General features: G+C 51.8%; 19 protein-coding genes. 1 reads left to right on the top strand and 18 read right to left on the bottom strand.

Features of this window, described 5'->3' with window-relative positions; translation table 11 throughout:
* Positions 1-239: 239 nt before the first annotated feature.
* The 12 genes from ndk to trmJ all read right to left on the bottom strand — a co-directional run bounded on the left by ndk (position 240) and on the right by trmJ (position 10,194).
* Positions 240-668 carry a nucleoside-diphosphate kinase gene (gene ndk / locus L6J37_RS01985; protein ID WP_192016987.1) on the bottom strand — a complete coding sequence of 143 codons (429 nt, stop codon included), beginning with the start codon at positions 666-668 and terminating at the stop codon, positions 240-242.
* Between the two features lie 59 nt (positions 669-727).
* Positions 728-2,005: an aminopeptidase PepB gene (pepB, locus tag L6J37_RS01980; protein WP_237793947.1), complete on the bottom strand. Its 1,278-nt coding sequence runs from the start codon at positions 2,003-2,005 to the stop codon at positions 728-730.
* A gap of 72 nt (positions 2,006-2,077) precedes the next feature.
* Positions 2,078-3,364: an aminopeptidase PepB gene (pepB, locus tag L6J37_RS01975; protein WP_237793946.1), complete on the bottom strand. Its 1,287-nt coding sequence runs from the start codon at positions 3,362-3,364 to the stop codon at positions 2,078-2,080.
* A gap of 360 nt (positions 3,365-3,724) precedes the next feature.
* Complete coding sequence (iscX, locus tag L6J37_RS01970; RefSeq protein WP_027252957.1) at positions 3,725-3,925, bottom strand: Fe-S cluster assembly protein IscX; 201 nt, start codon at positions 3,923-3,925, stop codon at positions 3,725-3,727.
* A 78-nt stretch (positions 3,926-4,003) separates the two neighbouring features.
* Complete coding sequence (gene fdx / locus L6J37_RS01965) at positions 4,004-4,342, bottom strand: ISC system 2Fe-2S type ferredoxin (RefSeq protein WP_192016984.1); 339 nt, start codon at positions 4,340-4,342, stop codon at positions 4,004-4,006.
* Positions 4,343-4,344: 2 nt separating this feature from the next.
* Positions 4,345-6,198, bottom strand: a complete 1,854-nt coding sequence (gene hscA, locus L6J37_RS01960) for a Fe-S protein assembly chaperone HscA (RefSeq protein WP_237793945.1) — start codon at positions 6,196-6,198, stop codon at positions 4,345-4,347.
* Between the two features lie 39 nt (positions 6,199-6,237).
* Positions 6,238-6,753: a co-chaperone HscB gene (hscB, locus tag L6J37_RS01955; protein ID WP_192016982.1), complete on the bottom strand. Its 516-nt coding sequence runs from the start codon at positions 6,751-6,753 to the stop codon at positions 6,238-6,240.
* A gap of 81 nt (positions 6,754-6,834) precedes the next feature.
* Positions 6,835-7,158 (bottom strand): iron-sulfur cluster assembly protein IscA, encoded by a 324-nt coding sequence (gene iscA / locus L6J37_RS01950; protein ID WP_027252961.1) that lies wholly within the window; start codon positions 7,156-7,158, stop codon positions 6,835-6,837.
* A 20-nt stretch (positions 7,159-7,178) separates the two neighbouring features.
* Complete coding sequence (gene iscU / locus L6J37_RS01945) at positions 7,179-7,565, bottom strand: Fe-S cluster assembly scaffold IscU (protein ID WP_218382769.1); 387 nt, start codon at positions 7,563-7,565, stop codon at positions 7,179-7,181.
* A 32-nt stretch (positions 7,566-7,597) separates the two neighbouring features.
* Positions 7,598-8,812 (bottom strand): IscS subfamily cysteine desulfurase, encoded by a 1,215-nt coding sequence (locus tag L6J37_RS01940; RefSeq protein ID WP_192016981.1) that lies wholly within the window; start codon positions 8,810-8,812, stop codon positions 7,598-7,600.
* A 31-nt stretch (positions 8,813-8,843) separates the two neighbouring features.
* Positions 8,844-9,350 (bottom strand): Fe-S cluster assembly transcriptional regulator IscR, encoded by a 507-nt coding sequence (gene iscR, locus L6J37_RS01935; RefSeq protein ID WP_237793943.1) that lies wholly within the window; start codon positions 9,348-9,350, stop codon positions 8,844-8,846.
* 109 nt (positions 9,351-9,459) lie between these two features.
* The gene (gene trmJ, locus L6J37_RS01930; protein WP_237793941.1) at positions 9,460-10,194 is read right to left on the bottom strand and encodes a tRNA (cytosine(32)/uridine(32)-2'-O)-methyltransferase TrmJ; all 735 of its coding nucleotides are present in this window, start codon (positions 10,192-10,194) and stop codon (positions 9,460-9,462) included.
* Positions 10,195-10,394: 200 nt separating this feature from the next.
* Here trmJ and suhB point away from each other — a divergent pair, with 200 nt between their 5' ends.
* On the top strand, positions 10,395-11,195 hold the full coding sequence (gene suhB, locus L6J37_RS01925; protein WP_027252966.1) for an inositol-1-monophosphatase: 801 nt from the start codon (positions 10,395-10,397) through the stop codon (positions 11,193-11,195).
* A gap of 133 nt (positions 11,196-11,328) precedes the next feature.
* Here the strand turns inward: suhB and secF are convergent, their stop codons facing one another.
* The 6 genes from secF to L6J37_RS01895 all read right to left on the bottom strand — a co-directional run bounded on the left by secF (position 11,329) and on the right by L6J37_RS01895 (position 18,098).
* Complete coding sequence (secF, locus tag L6J37_RS01920; protein WP_192016979.1) at positions 11,329-12,276, bottom strand: protein translocase subunit SecF; 948 nt, start codon at positions 12,274-12,276, stop codon at positions 11,329-11,331.
* Between the two features lie 12 nt (positions 12,277-12,288).
* On the bottom strand, positions 12,289-14,133 hold the full coding sequence (secD, locus tag L6J37_RS01915; RefSeq protein WP_192016978.1) for a protein translocase subunit SecD: 1,845 nt from the start codon (positions 14,131-14,133) through the stop codon (positions 12,289-12,291).
* Positions 14,134-14,158: 25 nt separating this feature from the next.
* Positions 14,159-14,494 (bottom strand): preprotein translocase subunit YajC, encoded by a 336-nt coding sequence (gene yajC, locus L6J37_RS01910; RefSeq protein WP_192016977.1) that lies wholly within the window; start codon positions 14,492-14,494, stop codon positions 14,159-14,161.
* 21 nt (positions 14,495-14,515) lie between these two features.
* On the bottom strand, positions 14,516-15,643 hold the full coding sequence (tgt, locus tag L6J37_RS01905; RefSeq protein ID WP_192016976.1) for a tRNA guanosine(34) transglycosylase Tgt: 1,128 nt from the start codon (positions 15,641-15,643) through the stop codon (positions 14,516-14,518).
* Between the two features lie 203 nt (positions 15,644-15,846).
* The gene (gene queA, locus L6J37_RS01900; RefSeq protein WP_192016975.1) at positions 15,847-16,899 is read right to left on the bottom strand and encodes a tRNA preQ1(34) S-adenosylmethionine ribosyltransferase-isomerase QueA; all 1,053 of its coding nucleotides are present in this window, start codon (positions 16,897-16,899) and stop codon (positions 15,847-15,849) included.
* Between the two features lie 89 nt (positions 16,900-16,988).
* Positions 16,989-18,098 (bottom strand): S1 family serine peptidase, encoded by a 1,110-nt coding sequence (locus L6J37_RS01895; RefSeq protein WP_192016974.1) that lies wholly within the window; start codon positions 18,096-18,098, stop codon positions 16,989-16,991.
* Positions 18,099-18,156: the final 58 nt, after the last annotated feature.

The raw sequence follows: 18,156 nt of genomic DNA, 5'->3' as shown, positions 1-18,156 counted from the left end.
TGCACCCGGTATGTCAGGGAACGCTGACCCAGGGTGGCCCCAAATAGCGGGAAGATTCAAGGCGCGAAATTGTACAGACTTTATCGGCGTGTTTCCACTTTTGCTGCTAATGTCAGCTAAGCAGCTGATTACAGCTTAGCTGACGCCAGCCAGCGCCTCCATCAAACCTTAATAGATAAAAAAAGATAAAAAAACGGGAAGCCTTGGCTTCCCGTTGTATCCGGCTTTCAGATCATGAATCAGTCACGAGGACAAATTTCATCCTCGGAAAAGAAATATGCAATTTCACGGGCTGCAGACTCTGGGCTGTCAGAACCGTGTACGGCATTCAGGCGAGTACTTTCTGCGTAATCGGCACGCAGTGTACCGCACGCAGCTTCTTCCGGGTTGGTTTTACCCATCAGCTCACGGTAGCGCGTAATCGCATTGTTGCCTTCCAGTACCTGTACCATCACAGGGCCAGACGTCATGAATTCAATTAACGGCGCGTAAAACGGCTTGCCTTCGTGCTCAGCGTAAAACCCCTGTGCCTGCTGTTCAGTTAAACGCAGCATTTTCGCCGCAACAATCGTCAGACCAGCGCTTTCTAAACGATGATAAATTGCACCGATCTGATTACGGCCTACTGCATCCGGTTTTACAATTGAGAAGGTACGTTCAATTGTCATTATTATATTCCTTATACTCAGTTCACTTCTGGCAGGCAGGTTTCCCTGTCCCATAGCGCTTACTGTAACAGCAACGCGGCAATATTTGCCACCCCAAGCCCCGTCGCGCCCGCTGCCCAGCGTGCATCAGCACCGTCACGGAAGCAAGAAGCCAGATCGAAATGAACCCAGCGGCTGTCATCGCTGACAAAACGGGACAAAAAAGCAGCAGCATTCGAAGCACCGCCCATACCACCACCTTTCACAGCACGGCTGTTGGCGGTGTCTGCGTAATCAGACGGACAATTATTCTGGTGCCATTTTTGCAGCGGTAACGGCCATGCGGGCTCATTAACCAGCTCAGACAATTGCTGCGCTTTGCGCAGCAGCTCAGGCTGCATGGAGAAGATAGCGTTATAATCCTGACCCACAGCCATCATAGCCGCACCGGTCAGCGTTGCGGCATCTATGATCAGCGGTGCCTTCATTTCACCGGCTTTGATCAGGCCGTCTGCCAGTACCAGACGCCCTTCAGCATCGGTATTGACCACTTCCACCGTCAGACCATTCTTATAGGTCAGAATATCGCCCAGCTTGTAGGCATTACCGGCGACCATGTTTTCGGCACAGCACAAAATCAGTTTAACGCGCTTTTTCAGGCCTTGTTCAATGGCATAGGCCAGAGCAGCTGTCACTGTTGCCGCACCGCCCATGTCGCATTTCATCGCCACCATACCGGCACTGGACTTGATGCTGTAACCACCGGAGTCGAACGTAATTCCTTTACCGACCAGGCAGGCATGCACAGGTGCATCCGCATCCCCAGTAGGGTTAAAGTCCAGCGTCAGCATCACAGGCGGACGGCTGCTTGCACGGCCAACACTGTGCGTACCAATCCAGCCTTCGGTCAGTAGTTCGTCGCCAACCAGTACCTCGTGGGTGATATTGTCGCCGGCCACGCTTTTCAGGAAAGTTACCGCATCCTGCGCCAGTTTTTCCGGGTACATGTCTTCCGGCGTCGCATTAACAACCTGACGTACCCAGTCTGCACTGCGACGGCGTGCGTTCAGCAACTCCAGCTCGTCGTCATCCTGGGAAGCCCATTGCACGTCCACCGATTTGCGTGTTGCGGCAAAGCCACAATAAAACGCCCACTGGCGCTCGTAGCTCCAGCCCTCGCCGCTCAGGCTGACCTGAGTCGCCCCCTGAGAAGAAAGCTGACGAGCAGCCTGCTGAATGCGGCGCAGTACAAAATCATCCTGAAAGTGAATGATCACGCTGTCCTGCTGGTAAGAGACCAACGCTTTATCGCCCCAGGCACCCTGACTCGGTTCTGCGGAAAGTAGTACGGTAAGCATATCTGTGTTCCCTAAGTTGAAAACGCACAACAGCGTGAACTGTTGTGCGTAAAAATAGACCGGAGAATGAAATTAATCCTGGGCCAGAATGTTCGCCAGTGTGCGTACACCCATACCCGTTGCGCCCACGCCCCATTTATCACTGGCCGATTTACGGTAGGTACCGCTGCAGTCTAAGTGCAGCCAGCCATGCTTATAGTCTTCGACAAAGTAAGACAGGAAAGCCGCCGCTGTACTTGCACCCGGCATGAAATCGCCGGTTGAAATGTTGGCCAGATCAGCAAAGCTGGATGGCATCATACGACGGTGATGTTCGCCCAGAGGCAAAGGCCACAAACCTTCGTGCTCTTCACTGGCGGCAATCAGTGCTTTCTGCGCCATGCTGTGGTCAAAACTGAACAAGGCATGGTAGTCATTACCCAGGGCATTCTTCGCCGCGCCGGTCAGGGTCGCACAGTCAATGATCAGGCCCGGCTTTTGGGCACTGGCATAAATCAGGCCATCCGCCAGTACCAGGCGGCCTTCTGCGTCTGTGTTGAGGACTTCAACCGTCTTGCCATTTTTGTACGTGATGATATCGCCCAGTTTAAAGGCACGACCCGATACCATGTTTTCCGCACAGCACAAGATCAGCTTAATGCGCTTTTGCACACCGCGGGCAATCGCCAACGCCAGACCACCGGTGGCCATTGCTGAGCCACCCATGTCGGCTTTCATCGCCGCCATCCCTTCAGAAGGCTTCATGCTGTAGCCGCCGGAATCGAAAGTAATGCCTTTACCGACCAGGCACGCAGCAACAGGTGCTTCAGCGTCACCGCTTGGGTTGTAATCAAGAATGAGCATCGCAGCCGAGCGTTCTGAGCCACGGCCAACAGTATGAATACCGATCCAGCCTTCATCCAGAAGATCGTTGCCTTTAATCACTTTGTAACTGGCATGATCAGGGGCCAGTGATTTGATAAATTCACCGGCACGGTTCGCCAGATGCGAAGGATTCACCACTTCTGCACTCTGGTTGATAATATCGCGAACCCAGTTGGTGGCAGTCAGACGCGCCTGCAGTTCCGCTTCATCTTCATCATCCAGCTCAGGCCAGCTGACACTGTTGCCCGGCTTGGCATTACGGTGTCCCTGAATGAAAGACCAGATGGTTTCCAGATCCCACTCTTCGCCACTCAGAGTGACTTGCTTGATACCCTGACCGTCCAGAGTCCGGCCGGCACGCTGAATCAGATTCAGCACATCGTCGTTGGTCACATGAATCTGAACACCGTTAGCGGTATAAGAAACCAGTGCATTCTCACCCCACTGCTCAGCAGCAGCGTCCTGAGTCAGAAATACTGACATAGTAGAAGACATGTAAAACTCCTTGAGTATATGCCCAACGAGCACTCACAGCTCGTACAGGCGGCATGCTTAAGACTTCCAGAAAGCCGGATTCTGTCCTTCGGCTGTCTGTGCCTGATAGGCCATAGCCCGCATCCAGTCACACTGAATTTACTGTGTTTATGGTGCATGAATGCGTAATTTCAAGTTAAGCAATGCGAAAATACAACAAAGCGGACCTTTTGGTCCGCCATTTAGTTTTGTCAGTGCAGGCAATTTGCTGGCTGTCACTCACATATCAAAGCGATTGGTTTACCTTGCCGTCAAATAGACAAATAAACAAGGCATTTGCCACAAGATTAAGAGAATGATCGACTATTAACGAATATCCACTCAGTCCTTTTCTTCCATCCAGCACAATTGCACCGCTTCCAATACTTTTTCCCCGCAGTGGTTTGGGTCATCATCAAACTCGTCCAGCGCCAGAATCCAATCCCGTAACTCGACAAAATGAATGCTTTGCGGGTCAACGTCCGGATGCTCTTCCAGCAAGGCAATGGCAATGTCTCTGGAATCAATCCACTTCAGTCCCATGATTCACCTGCCCCCGTTGCAAACAGAAAGTATTAAAAGTGTAGCAAGCCCGTCACCAAAGGGGGACGGGCTTGCTGATTAATGGTTTTCGCTGGCCAGATTGATGGTGTAGCGAGGAATTTCAACCACCAGATCTTCATCAGACACTCGGGCCTGACAGCCCAGACGAGACTCAGGTTCCAGGCCCCATGCCTTATCCAGCATGTCATCTTCCAGTTCTTCACTTTCGTTCAGTGAATCAAACCCTTCACGGATAATGACGTGACAGGTTGTGCAAGCACAGGACTTTTCACAGGCATGCTCAATACCAATGCCGTTTCGCAGTGCCACATCCAGCACAGTTTCGCCACTAGATGCATCCAGCACAGCGCCTTCTGGGCAAAGTTCTTCATGGGGTAGTACAACAATTTTAGGCATGCCTAAACCTCATCAATCGATTGACCGGCCAGTGCCTCCCGAATGGATTTATCCATACGGCGTGCGGCAAATTCCTGGCTTGCTTTATCAGTTTTCTTAATACCGGCTTCAATCGCACGCGGGTCTTCCCCCTGACGCAATTGAACCAGCTCCATCATGGCGGTTTCCAGTGCTTCACGCTCTTGTTTCGACAGCAGAGTCTCGCCATCGGCAGCCAAGGCAGCAATCAGCCCTTCCAGTACCCGATCCGCCTCTACGCGCTGCTCAGCCAGTGCACGGGCATCTTTATCTTCACGAGCATGTGTCATCGAATCGCGAATCATGTTAGCAATCTCGTCATCCGTCAAACCGTAAGACGGTTTGACCTGGATGGACGATTGTACACCAGAGCTTTTTTCCATCGCGGTGACCGACAGCAACCCATCCGCATCTACCTGGTAGGTGACGCGCACATGTGCCGCGCCCGCGGCCATCGCAGGGATACCACGCAGGGTAAAGCGGGCCAGTGAACGACAGTCTGCGACCATTTCACGCTCACCTTGTACCACATGTACAGACATCGCCGTCTGGCCGTCTTTGAAGGTGGTGAATTCCTGCGCGCGGGCAACCGGGATAGTAGTGTTACGGGGAATGATCTTTTCGATCATGCCGCCCATGGTTTCAATACCCAGTGACAAGGGAATCACATCCAGCAGCAGCATCTCAGAATCGGGTTTGTTGCCGGCCAGAATATCGGCCTGAATTGCCGCACCGATAGCGACCACTTTATCTGGGTCAATCGATGTCAGCGGTGTTTTGCCAAAGAACCCGCCCACCATCTCACGCACCAGTGGCACGCGTGTTGAGCCGCCGACCATCACGGTTTCAATCACTTCATCAAGTTCGATACCCGCATCTTTCACCGCCCGGCGGCAAGACATCAGCGTCTTTTTCACCAGCGGCTGAATCAGGGCTTCAAACTGAGTTCGGGTAATCTGCCCCTGCCAGCCCAGCACGTCAATCTCAGCACTGTCGCTGTCGGTCAGAGCCACTTTGGCGTCTGTGGCCACATCCTGCAGTGCACGGCGCTCGGACGCTGTCAGGACGTCACTGTGACCACTTTGTGCCAGAATCCACTCCGCCAGCAGATGATCGAAATCATCACCACCCAGTGCTGTATCACCACCGGTTGCCAGAACTTCAAATACGCCTTTAGACAAACGTAAAATCGAGATATCAAAGGTACCGCCACCAAGGTCATAAACGGCAATCACACCTTCCTGACCAGAATCCAGACCGTAGGCAATGGCTGCGGCGGTGGGTTCGTTCAGCAAACGTAATACTTTGAGGTTGGCCAATGACGCCGCATCTTTGGTACCGGCACGCTGAGCATCGTCAAAGTAGGCAGGAACCGTAATCACGACACCTTCCAGCTCACCGCCCAAGGTCGCTTTCGCACGCTCAGTCAGGGTTTTCAGAATATCCGCAGAGACCTGAACTGGATTGACCTTACCGCGGCGAGTCAGCAATTGCGGTAAACCTGACTCTGATGCCTCAAACTGATAAGGCAAATTAGGGTAACGTTGCTGAATATCGGTCAGCGAGCGTCCCATCATGCGTTTAACGGAAATAATGGTATTCGCAGGATCCTGCTGGGCCAGTTTTCTGGCTTCGTCGCCAACGAGAATGCTTTGCTCATTATAATGAACAACAGAAGGTAGAATTGACTTGCCTTGCTCGTCGGGCAGGGTCTCGGCCACGCCACTACGCACAGCAGCAACGAGAGAGTTGGTCGTTCCCAAGTCAATACCTACCGCCAGTTTATGTTCGTGCGGTGCAGCGCTTTGACCAGGTTCAGCAATCTGTAACAGTGCCATTGTCCTTCCTGTGGGCTTTAAGCTGATAAGTAAATAAAATCAGTCGAACAGCGTCTCTTCCAGACGTTCGACCTCGACTCGCAGCTTTTCGATGAATTTGAGTTTACGTACTGCGTCTGCTGCTGGTTCCCACTCGCTGGCTTCCAGCAATTGTTTCAACTCACTGAGTTGGGCTTTCTGCAAACTGACTGCCTGCTGTTCAAAATCAAACAGAGCGGACTCAGGATCCTCAGCGGAAGGGATCTCTTCCAAGGCCTCACGCAGTTCCATTTGCTGCATCAGAAATTCAGGATCCTGCAAGGTCTGCTGTTCGGCGCGAATATCAACGCCGTTTTCCGCCAGCATATACTCAGCACGAGTCACCGGGTTTTTCAGGGTCTGGAATGCGTCATTGATGTGAGCAGCTTTTTGAACGGCCATCAGTCGATCGCGCTCAGAAGCTGTAGCAAAGTTATCCGGATGAAAACGTCGCTGCAGGTCGCGGAAACGTGTGGCAAGAAGGCTACCGTCCAGTTCAAACTGGAAAGGCAGGCCAAATAGTTCGAAATGATTCATATGGCGTCTGATATCGGTTTACAAGCAAGAGGCGCGAAACAGAATGCTCGCGCCCAGGCAATGTCTCGCCGTCAGCGAGTATTAAACGTTGAAGCTTTCACCACAACCACATTCGCTAGACACGTTAGGGTTGTTAAATTGGAAACCTTCATTCAGTCCTTCTTTGACGAAATCCAGCTCTGTCCCTTCCAGGTAAACCAGGCTCTTGGCATCGACGATCACTTTGACGCCGAATTGCTCAAAGACCTCATCGCCCTCGTCGATATCATCAACGAACTCAAGGACATAGGCCATACCAGAGCATCCTGATGTTCGGACACCCAAGCGCAGGCCTAAACCTTTGCCCCGATTTTCCAGGAAAGCCGCAACACGGCTCGCTGCAGTTTCAGTGATGGTAATGGCCATGAACAACAACCCTTATTTCATTAATTACTTTGATGTTTCTTTTTGTAATCGCTAACAGCGGCTTTAATGGCGTCTTCAGCCAGAATTGAGCAATGAACCTTCACTGGCGGCAGCTCAAGTTCTTCAGCAATCGCTGAGTTTTTGATCGATGCGGCTTCGTCTAAGGTCTTGCCTTTCACCCACTCAGTGATAAGTGAGCTGGATGCGATAGCAGAACCGCAGCCGTAGGTTTTAAAACGTGCATCTTCAATAATGCCTGCATCAGACACTTTGATTTGCAGTTTCATTACGTCGCCACATGCTGGCGCGCCAACCATACCGCTACCGATATTTTTATCATCTTTATCAAATGAGCCCACGTTCCGCGGGTTCTCGTAATGATCAATTACTTTGTCACTATAGGCCATGGTAATTTCCTCGAATTCGTGAAGACCGCAACTTAGTGGTGTGCCCACTCAACTGTGTTCAGGTCGATTCCCTCTTTGTACATATCCCAAAGCGGTGACATCTCACGCAGTTTATCTACTGCGGTACGGATCTGCGAAATTGCGTAGTCTACTTCTTCTTCTGTCGTGAATCGACCAAAAGAGAAGCGAATTGAACTGTGAGCCAATTCATCATTCAGGCCCAAAGCACGCAATACGTACGAAGGCTCCAAACTGGCTGATGTACAGGCAGAACCGGACGAGACCGCCAGATCTTTCAGCGCCATCAGCAGTGACTCACCTTCAACAAACGCAAAGCTGATGTTCAGATTGTTAGGAACACGCTGCTCCAAATCACCGTTGATTGTCATCGCTTCAATGTCTTTTACGCCGTCCAGCAAGCGGTTACGCAGAGCCAGAGCATGCTGACGGTCCAGGTCCATATCTTCTTTCGCGATACGGAAGGCTTCGCCCATACCAACGATTTGATGGGTAGCCAGGGTGCCGGAACGCATACCACGCTCATGACCGCCACCGTGCATTTGTGCTTCCAGGCGAATACGTGGTTTACGACGCACATACAGTGCACCGATACCTTTAGGACCGTAAACTTTGTGCGCAGACAGGGAAATCAGATCAACTTTCATTTCCTGTACATCAATCGGCAACTTACCAGCAGACTGAGCGGCATCAACATGGAAAAACACGCCACGTTCGCGGCAAATTTCACCAATCGCGGTAATGTCCTGAATCACACCGATTTCGTTGTTCACATGCATAATGGAAACAAGAATGGTGTCTTCGCGGATGGCGTCACTCAGCTTAGCCAAATCGATCAGACCGTTTGACTCAGGCTCCAGGTAAGTCACCTCGTAACCTTCACGCTCCAGCTGACGGCAAGGATCCAGAACCGCTTTATGTTCTGTTTTGCAGGTAATGATGTGCTTACCTTTTTTGCCGTAGAAGTGCGCAATACCTTTGATCGCCAAGTTATCAGATTCTGTTGCACCTGAGGTGAACACGATCTCACGTGGGTCCGCATTCAGCAGGTCTGCCACTTGCTCACGGGCATTATCAACCGCTTCTTCAGCCTGCCAGCCAAAACGGTGGGAACGGGAAGCCGGGTTACCGAAGTTACCGTCCATTGTCATGCATTGCACCATTTTCTCGGCAACGCGTGGGTCTACAGGGCAAGTAGCGGAATAATCTAAGTATATTGGCAATTTCATCTTCATCTCCAAAAACACGGGCCGCTGGGCGCTAGGAGCGAACATCGACACCTATAGTGGCGCTGTCGTGTGTATTCTTATGTCCAAAAGACGACTTCTGAAGGCGCTGATCCTGGCGGTCTGACACCGTCAGTACGTCGTTGTCCTGCATCAGTTCACCGAGCGTAATATTGTTCAGAAAGTCACTGATGCGCGCGCTGAGGTCATGCCACAGGGTATGAGTCAGACAGCGTACGCCACCCTGACAATCCCCTTTACCGTGGCACTTCATGGCATCAACTGATTCGTCGACGGCCGCAATTACAGTGCCGACAGCAATTTGATGCGCCTCTTCGCCCAGTCGGTAACCACCGCCCGGACCACGCACGCTGGCCACCAGGCCGGCTTTACGCAAGCGAGCAAACAATTGCTCCAAATAAGACAGTGAAATCCCCTGACGCTCTGAAATATCAGCCAGAGGTACTGGACCGTCCTGAGAATGCAGCGCTACGTCCAACATGGCCGTGACTGCATACCGTCCTTTTGATGTCAATCTCATAACACACCGCTACCTACTCGAATCTATGGCAGCAGTGTCGCATACCCGACTAAAATGGTCAAGTATATACCTGACTAATTTAGTCAGGCATTATCTGTACGTTAAACAACTACTTTTTCTGTCCGGCGAGGGATTTTTGTACCGATGACAGCACACCGCGCAGGATATTCAGCTCCTGCTCTTCGGGTCTGGCGCGCACAAACAGGCGCCGTAATTTTGCCATCACCATGCCGGAGCGGCTGCTGATGAACTGTGTCTGCTCCATGACGTCATACAAATGGTCAAAGAACTTTTCCAGTTCCATGGTGCGCGGGTATTCAGGCAAACTGTTATCGGCAGGAAACGCTTGAGATTCCTTATCCAGATAGGCCATACGCACTTCATAACTGATCGTCTGCACAGCCATCGCCAGATTCAGCGAACTGTACTCCGGGTTAGCGGGAATATACACGTGGCAGTGGCACTTTTGCAGCTCTTCGTTGGTCAAACCAGTACGTTCACGACCAAACAGCAAGGCAACCGGGTGAGCCGGCGCTTCCTCAATGGCTTTAATGCCACACTCGCGGGGATTGAGCTGCGGCCATTCCAGACTGCGGGAACGGGCGCTTGAACCGATCACCAGGCCGCAATCGGCAATGGCTTCATCCAGGCTGTTAACAATACGGGCATTTTCGACAATATCTGCCGCGCCGGCAGCCAGCGCGATAGCCTGGCCATCAATTTCACAAGCGGGCTCGACCAGAACAAGCTGGCTCAACCCCATCACTTTCATCGCTCGTGCCGCTGAGCCTATGTTGCCTGAATGTGATGTGCCCACCAGCACCACGCGGATTTGATCTAACATGACGGCCTGTTTTCCAACTCTGATTCCAAAACCGGGGGATTTTAGCACAGCCTTCTGTAAAGTGGGGAAAACATTGTAAGCGAAGCCTGGCAGTTAATTCCGTCCTTATGCTGGATAAAAAATCACCACTTCCTTTTTACTCAGGCTCTGATATACTCGCCGCCGCTTTTTAGTTCTTTAACATCCGTTGGGAAGATCCTATGCATCCGATGCTAAATATCGCGATCCGTGCTGTCCGTAAAGCCGGTGACCATGTCGCTAAGTCTTTAGAAAAACCGCAAGGCATTGAAGTAAGTAAAAAAGGCAACGACGTTGTCACCAATATCGATCACGAAGCAGAAGCTATCATCATCGATACTATTCTGAAGTCTTATCCTGATCACTGCATCGTCGGTGCAGAGTCCGGCACCAAAGAAGGCCGCGACAAAGAATGCCAATGGATCATCGACCCAGTGGATGGCACCAATAACTTCGCTCGCGGTATCCCGCATTATGCAATTTCCGTTGCCCTGCGTATGCGCGGCCGTACTGAAGTCGCCGCTGTTTACGATCCTGCCCGTAACGAACTGTTCACCGCAACCCGCGGTTCTGGCGCACAGCTAAACAGCCAGCGTATCCGTGCCTCTCAGCCACGTAATCTGGCCGGTACGGTTCTGGCAAGCAGCCTGCCTTTCACTGCCAAACAACACTCTGAAAGCTACGCCAAAATTCAGCAGGCGATGTTTGTTGAATGTGATGACATGCGTTTGTCCGGTTGTACCGCTTTGGATCTGTGCTACCTGGCCGCCGGCCGTGTAGACGGTGTGTTCAAGCTGAGTCAGAAGCCTTGGGAAATGGCAGCCGGTGAGCTGATTGCCCGTGAAGCTGGCGCCATCTGTACCGACTTCACCGGTAACACCAATTACCTGACCTCTGGCAACATAGTTGCCGGGAATGTGCGCGTCGTGAAGCCTATGCTGGCGAAAATCCGTGAACACGGTAGCGAAGCACTGAAAAAATAATACTGCACTGAAAACCACTGTCTGTACGGTGGTTTTCAGCAGCCATACAAAAAGCCCCGGCAATCAGATTGCCGGGGCTTTTTTACGTCTTCGCCAACGTTTAAGGGCAGAATTTAACCTGCCCCAATCGCCATTACGGCATGGCGTCGAATTCTTCGCCTTCTTTTTCCACTTTTGGCGGCATCAGGTGCTCACGGGTTATACCCAGTTTCAGCGCCAGTGCCGAAGCGACATAGATAGAAGAATAGGTACCGACGGTAATACCGATCAGCAGTGCTGTGGCAAACCCGTGGATCATAGTGCCACCTTTCATAAACAGGGCGATCACCACGAACAAGGTGGTCCCTGAAGTGATCAGGGTACGGCTAAGGGTTTGAGTAACAGAGTTATTCATCACCTCTGCCGGGCCACCTTTACGCATCTTGCGGAAATTCTCACGGATACGGTCAAACACCACTATGGTGTCATTGAGTGAATAACCGACAACCGTCAGCAGCGCGGCGACAATCGTCAGGTCGACCTCAATTTGCAGCAGTGAAAAAATACCAATAGTAATGATGACATCGTGAGTCAGCGACAGCACAGCACCGGCGGCCAGACGCCACTCAAAACGCATGGATACGTACAGCAGAATACAGATCAATGAGACCAGAATAGCCAAACCGCCCGCTTCCGCCAGCTCATCACCGACGTTCGGGCCGACAAACTCAATCCGGCGCATTTCGACACTCTGGTGCGTGCCTTCACGGAGTGCATCCAGGATTTGATTGCCCAGGGTTTCACCTGCCACGCCTTCACGCGGCTGGAGACGCACCATGACATCACGGGCCGTTCCGAAATTCTGAACAATAGCATCGCCAAAGCCGGACGCTTCGAGTGAATCACGAATCTGGCCCAAATCCGCAGGCTGTTCAAAACCCACTTCAATCAGGGTACCGCCTGTGAAATCCAGCCCCCAGTTCATGCCTTTAGTGACAACAATAGAAATGGAAGCAATGATCATCACTGCAGACAAAACAAAGGCCAGCTTCGACCAACGCATAAAGTCGATCACTTTATCCGCTTTCATTAATTGAAACATGTCAGCGTCTCCTTAGATCGACAGTTTATCGATGCGCTTACCGCCATACAGCAGGTTCACCAACATACGGGTGCCCACGATAGCCGTAAACATAGAGGTCAGAATACCGATAGACAGCGTCACCGCGAAGCCTTTAATCGCCCCCGTACCTACCGCAAACAAAATAATAGCGGTGATCAGCGTGGTGATGTTGGCATCAGCGATAGTGCTGAAAGCATTGGCGTAACCTTGCTGAATCGCCTGCTGCGGGCTGCGACCATCACGCAGCTCTTCACGAATCCGCTCGAAGATCAGCACGTTGGCATCCACCGCCATACCTACTGTCAGTACAATACCGGCAATACCCGGCAAGGTCATAGTGGCGCCCGGAATCATGGACATCACACCAATGATCAATACCAGGTTCATCGTCAGGGCCAGGTTGGCAATCAGACCGAACTTGCGGTAGTACAGCAAAGTGAACAACATCACGGCGACCATACCCCAGATACAGGCCTGGATCCCCATGTCGATGTTCTGCTGACCCATAGAAGGACCGATAGTGCGCTCTTCCACAATTGAAATTGGCGCGATCAGTGCACCAGCACGCAACAGCAGTGCCAAATTGTGCGCTTCAGCCTGGCTGTCAATCCCGGTAATACGGAAATCACGTCCCAGCGCGGTCTGAATAGTTGCCTGGTTAATCACTTCTTCGTGTTTTTCCAGAATCACTTTGCCAGCCGGGGAACGCTTGCCGCTGTCTTTATATTCAATGAACAGCGTTGCCATCAGCTTACCCACGTTATTACGGGAGAAAGCTGTCATTTTATTGCCGCCTTCACTGTCCAGCTTGATGTTCACCTGCGGGCGACCATACTCGTCATTGCTGGATGTGGAATCGGTAATGTGTGAACCTTCGAGGATCACCCGCTTTTTCAGCACCACAGGATTACCGTCACGGGAGGTTTTCACCTCGCTGCCCGGTGGTACACGTCCTGCAGCGGCGGCAGCCAGATCCACATTGGTGTCCACTTCACGGAATTCCAGGGTTGCGGTTGCACCCAGAATTTCTTTGGCACGTGCCGTATCCTGTACGCCCGGCAGTTCCACAACAATGCGGTTAGCGCCCTGACGCTGAACCAGTGGCTCTGCTACACCCAGTTCGTTAACCCGGTTACGCAGAATAGTAATATTCTGAGCAACGGCATAGTTCCGAATTTCCTGCATCCGCGCTTCAGTGAAGCTGGCGGTGAGTGCAAAACCACTGCCTTCAACGAACAGCATGTCCGGGTGCGAAGCCGACAGTGTACGCTTGGCTTCTTGTACTTGCTCGTCGTTACGAAGCCGGATTTCCACCCCGTCGCCTTTCACTGAAATCGCACGGTAACGGATACGGGCTTCACGCAGCTCAGTACGGAAAGTATCTTCTTGCTGGCCCAGCAGTTTATCCATCGCAGCATCCATATCCACTTCCATCAGAAAGTGCACACCGCCGCGCAGGTCCAGGCCGAGTTTCATTGGGGTGGCGCCCAGGCTTTCCAGCCAGGCAGGAGTTGAAGGTGCCAGGTTCAGAGCAACAACATAGTTATCGCCAAGAAATTGATTCATTAAATCGCGGGCACTGATTTGTGTCTCAGTGTCTTTGAAGCGGACCAGAATAGCCCCGTTTTCGAATGCGACAGATTTGTAGGAGAGTTTATCTTGATTAAGCTGCTCGGTAACTTTATCCAGCGTGGCCATTTCTACCGAGGCGCCACGCGCCCCGGAGATTTGAATCGCTGGATCTTCACCGAACACATTGGGAAGTGCATAGAGCAAACCGATGAGCAGTGCGAACACCACCATCAGGTTCTTCCACAAGGGATACCGGTTTAACACTGAGAAGATCCTTCAAAGCCATAAATTACAGTGATTTCATTGTGCCTTTTGGCAGAACGGCAGAAACAAAATCCTTTTTGATGGTAACTTCAGTTGTGTCGTTCAGTGCGATCACAATGTAGTCATTTTCCGCTGAGACTTTGGTGATCTTACCCACCAGGCCGCCATTGGTCAGCACTTCATCACCTTTGCCCATGGCAGACATCAGGTTTTTATGCTCTTTCACCCGCTTGGCCTGCGGACGGTAGATCATGAAGTAGAAAATTACAGCAAACAGAGCCAGCATGATAAACAGCTGCATACCGCCACCTTGTGGAGCGCCTTCTGCTGCTGCATGTGCCTGAGAAATAAAAAGACTCATTTATTCACGTCCTCGTTATAGTTAAACGTTTTTTAATGGTGGAACTTCGCGGTCCCGGCGCGCGTAGAACTCTTCTACGAATGCGTCGAAACGATCTTCTTCAATCGCCTGACGAATGCTTTCCATCAAACGCTGATAGTAGCGTAAGTTGTGGATTGTATTAAGGCGTGCACCCAAAATTTCATTACATTTATCCAGATGATACAGGTACGCCTTCGAGTAATTGCGACAAGTGTAACAGTCACAGTGCGGATCCAGTGGACTTGTATCCGTTTTATGTTTCGCATTACGGATCTTGATCACACCGCCAGTCACAAACAGGTGGCCATTACGGGCATTACGGGTTGGCATCACACAGTCGAACATGTCGATACCACGGCGCACACCTTCAACCAGGTCTTCCGGTTTACCGACACCCATCAGATAACGCGGCTTATCTTCCGGTAATTTCGGACAAGTATGCTCCAGCACACGGTGCATATCTTCTTTCGGTTCGCCAACGGCCAGACCGCCCACAGCGTAACCGTCAAAGCCGATCTCAGTCAGGCCTTTGACCGATACATCACGCAGATCTTCATAGACGCTGCCCTGTACGATACCGAACAGAGCATTCTTATTACCCATTTTATCGAAATGGTTACGGCTGCGTTTTGCCCAGCGCAGTGACATTTCCATCGATGTCTTCGCTTCGTCATGCGTCGCCGGATAAGGCGTACACTCGTCGAAAATCATCACCACATCAGAGCCCAGATCGTACTGAATTTCCATCGACTTTTCGGCGTCCATGAAAATCTTGTCACCGTTGACCGGGTTACGGAAATGCACCCCTTCTTCGGTAATTTTGCGGATATCACCCAGGCTGAACACCTGGAAACCGCCTGAATCGGTCAGAATCGGGCCTTGCCACTGCATAAAGTCATGCAGATCGCCGTGCAGTTTCATCACTTCCTGACCAGGGCGCAGCCACAGGTGGAAAGTATTACCCAGCAGGATCTGTGCACCTGTGTCTTTTACTTCTTCCGGCGTCATACCCTTTACGGTGCCGTAAGTACCCACAGGCATGAATGCCGGCGTTTCTACCGTACCGCGTTCAAAGACCAGACGGCCGCGACGTGCACGTCCCTGGGTTTTATCTAATTCAAATTTCACAAAGCCTCCAAAAGCCAGAGAAACAATCTGACATTAAGTCGATGCAAAAGGCCCATCGCCTGATGCACTGCAACCCCCAATCAATCAGGATCGCGAACTGTCCGGTCCAAGACCAGACAGTGATATTGAGTAAAAGTTCAGCTATTCAGGCTGCCGCGCCAGAATTCGCGCACACAGCCAGACACTGGCTCAGCGCAGCCGATTCAGCGCTGACGCCGGGTGATGAACATAGAATCCCCGTAACTGAAGAAACGGTAACTGTGTTCAACAGCCTGCTGATAAGCGCCCATGGTATTTTCATAACCGGCAAATGCGCTCACCAGCATGATCAGGGTGGATTCCGGCAGGTGGAAATTGGTGATCAGCACGTCCACCAGCTGGAACTCGTAGCCAGGGAAGATGAAAATATCCGTGTCGCCAAAGAAAGGGACCAGTTCGGTACCGTTCTTCAGGGCATCCTGAGCCGCACTTTCCAGCGAACGAACAGAAGTGGTTCCCACTGCAATCACCCGGCCGCCACGGGCTCGGGTGGCCTGAATCGCATCAACCACCTCTTGCGGAACTTCGACGTATTCCGCGTGCATATGGTGATCATGAATATTATCAACCCGGACTGGCTGGAAGGTGCCGGCACCTACGTGCAAGGTCACGAAGGCAAACTCGGCCCCTTTTGACTTGATATCCGCCAATAGTTGTTCATCAAAATGCAGCCCGGCGGTCGGAGCAGCCACTGCACCGGGTTTGGCATTATAAACCGTTTGATAACGCTCTTTGTCTGCTTCTTCGTCCGGACGGTCGATATAAGGCGGCAAGGGCATGTGACCAACCTGCTCCAGAATCTCCAGTACCGTCAGCGCACTGTTGAAGCGAATTTCAAACAAGGCATCGTGGCGGGCAACCATTTCGGCTTCAAACTCGTCATTTTCGCCCAATAACAGTTGGGTGCCCGGTTTGGGTGCTTTAGAAGCCCGAACGTGAGCCAGAATGCTCTTATCATCAAGCAGTCGCTCGACCAGCACTTCCAGCTTACCGCCACTGGCTTTACGGCCGAACATACGCGCCGGGATCACCCGGGTATTGTTAAATACCAGCAGGTCACCGGGACGCACCAGATCCAACACATCTCTAAACGATTTATGGCACACATCACCGCTGTTACCGTCCAGTTGTAACAGGCGGCTGGATGAACGCTCCGGCTGCGGATAACGTGCAATCAATTCATCGGGAAGGTCAAAGTGAAAATCTGAAACTTGCATTTTTTAGGCCCTAACTTACAGCAGGCAGCTAGTATAGGCCGCCACACTGCAATATCAAGCCCGGAGAAATGTTATGAAATGATTTGTTGTCAGCCTTTCTTGCGCGAACGCCACAGAAGCAGGCCGACGAGTCCCAGCAGCCATGCCAGCGAATAGCTTCCCCCGCTGTCATCGCTACCACTGCTCTCCACCCGAAACTGTTCCAGCCCCGCATTGCTGTAGTCTTTCAGAAAAGGATTCACGCTGAACACAGCTGCCGGATTGGGACGGAAATCGCTGCCAGCGACAGCGGCTATCCAGTCAAAATAGGAAGGGACTTGGGTATAGACTCCGGGCAGATTGCCGGCACACCCTTCGCCGAAGCTCACCAGCCCCAGCAGACGCAGGCCAAAATCCGGATCACTGCTGGCCTGCGGATCCTGCCAGACTAACGGCCCGCCTGAATCACCAAAGCAGCTGTCGCGGGATAAATTAGGTGACGGAGGAGAGGCGCAGACAAAAATACTGTACACCCCGGGGTGCACCGAACTCCCCCACAAGTTGTCACAGACCCGGTCGGGTACGCCAGACAATACCGTCTGTTGCAGCTGAGTTGAACCCGCAGAATCCGGATCCGGTGTCACACTGCCCCACCCCGAGATCAGTAAATTGGCTGGACGGTTGCTGTTTGCCACCCAAGTATTGGCAAATTCAGCATCCGCCCGGTTCTGGGTCGGGACAGACGCTATCTGTATCGGGATCGCGGTTTCCGGCAGATCCAGGCTCAGGCGGATGATGGCAATATCGTTGTTAAAATTACTGCTGTTGTAACTGGGATGCACATTGATTGCGCTGACAGGGACAGCATTTCTGCTTGTCGCACTGAATACCGATGTAATACCGGCCCAGACTTTCACACGCAGGGGAGTGGCAATTCGGCCGCCATTGATAATGCAATGCGCCGCTGTCAGTATGATGCGAGGAGCAATCACCACACCGCCACACAGGTACACTTCTGTGCCGTTATCAGAAAAATCAATATTGATAAACGCCTGCCAGGGAATATCTCCGGGCACAGCGGATATACCACCAACAATTCTGGCTGTTGGTTCGAATTGCTCCGCCTGGGCAGGCGACTCATCAGTCTGTGCCTTCGCCAGCCCTGACACAAAAAACAGGAAAGCCAGCAATAACAGACTGTTAGTTATGGGGGCTTTCATAACTGCTACCCTCATGATTTACAGTCGCTTAATTATAATTCTCACTGTTATTGCGCCA

It is taken from the genome of Photobacterium sp. WH77 (assembly GCF_022014395.1).
In the GTDB taxonomy this organism is placed as follows: domain Bacteria; phylum Pseudomonadota; class Gammaproteobacteria; order Enterobacterales; family Vibrionaceae; genus Photobacterium; species Photobacterium arenosum.
The sequence above is the reverse complement of the archived record's forward strand: the minus strand, read 5'-3'. Positions and strand labels throughout refer to the sequence as shown.

Bases quoted from the DNA above. Each gene is read 5' to 3' on its own strand.
- hscA (WP_237793945.1), bottom strand. From the start codon at position 6,198: ATGGCACTGTTACAGATTGCTGAACCTGGTCAAAGCGCTGCACCGCAC.
- queA (WP_192016975.1), bottom strand. From the start codon at position 16,899: ATGCAAGTTTCAGATTTTCACTTTGACCTTCCCGATGAATTGATTGCA.
- iscA (WP_027252961.1), bottom strand. From the start codon at position 7,158: ATGGCCATTACCATCACTGAAACTGCAGCGAGCCGTGTTGCGGCTTTC.
- yajC (WP_192016977.1), bottom strand. From the start codon at position 14,494: ATGAGTCTTTTTATTTCTCAGGCACATGCAGCAGCAGAAGGCGCTCCA.
- L6J37_RS01940 (WP_192016981.1), bottom strand. From the start codon at position 8,812: ATGAAATTGCCAATATACTTAGATTATTCCGCTACTTGCCCTGTAGAC.
- ndk (WP_192016987.1), bottom strand. From the start codon at position 668: ATGACAATTGAACGTACCTTCTCAATTGTAAAACCGGATGCAGTAGGC.
- hscB (WP_192016982.1), bottom strand. From the start codon at position 6,753: ATGAATCATTTCGAACTATTTGGCCTGCCTTTCCAGTTTGAACTGGAC.
- suhB (WP_027252966.1), top strand. From the start codon at position 10,395: ATGCATCCGATGCTAAATATCGCGATCCGTGCTGTCCGTAAAGCCGGT.
- iscR (WP_237793943.1), bottom strand. From the start codon at position 9,350: ATGAGATTGACATCAAAAGGACGGTATGCAGTCACGGCCATGTTGGAC.
- L6J37_RS01895 (WP_192016974.1), bottom strand. From the start codon at position 18,098: ATGAAAGCCCCCATAACTAACAGTCTGTTATTGCTGGCTTTCCTGTTT.
- trmJ (WP_237793941.1), bottom strand. From the start codon at position 10,194: ATGTTAGATCAAATCCGCGTGGTGCTGGTGGGCACATCACATTCAGGC.
- fdx (WP_192016984.1), bottom strand. From the start codon at position 4,342: ATGCCTAAAATTGTTGTACTACCCCATGAAGAACTTTGCCCAGAAGGC.
- iscU (WP_218382769.1), bottom strand. From the start codon at position 7,565: ATGGCCTATAGTGACAAAGTAATTGATCATTACGAGAACCCGCGGAAC.
- iscX (WP_027252957.1), bottom strand. From the start codon at position 3,925: ATGGGACTGAAGTGGATTGATTCCAGAGACATTGCCATTGCCTTGCTG.
- pepB (WP_237793946.1), bottom strand. From the start codon at position 3,364: ATGTCTTCTACTATGTCAGTATTTCTGACTCAGGACGCTGCTGCTGAG.
- pepB (WP_237793947.1), bottom strand. From the start codon at position 2,005: ATGCTTACCGTACTACTTTCCGCAGAACCGAGTCAGGGTGCCTGGGGC.
- secF (WP_192016979.1), bottom strand. From the start codon at position 12,276: ATGTTTCAATTAATGAAAGCGGATAAAGTGATCGACTTTATGCGTTGG.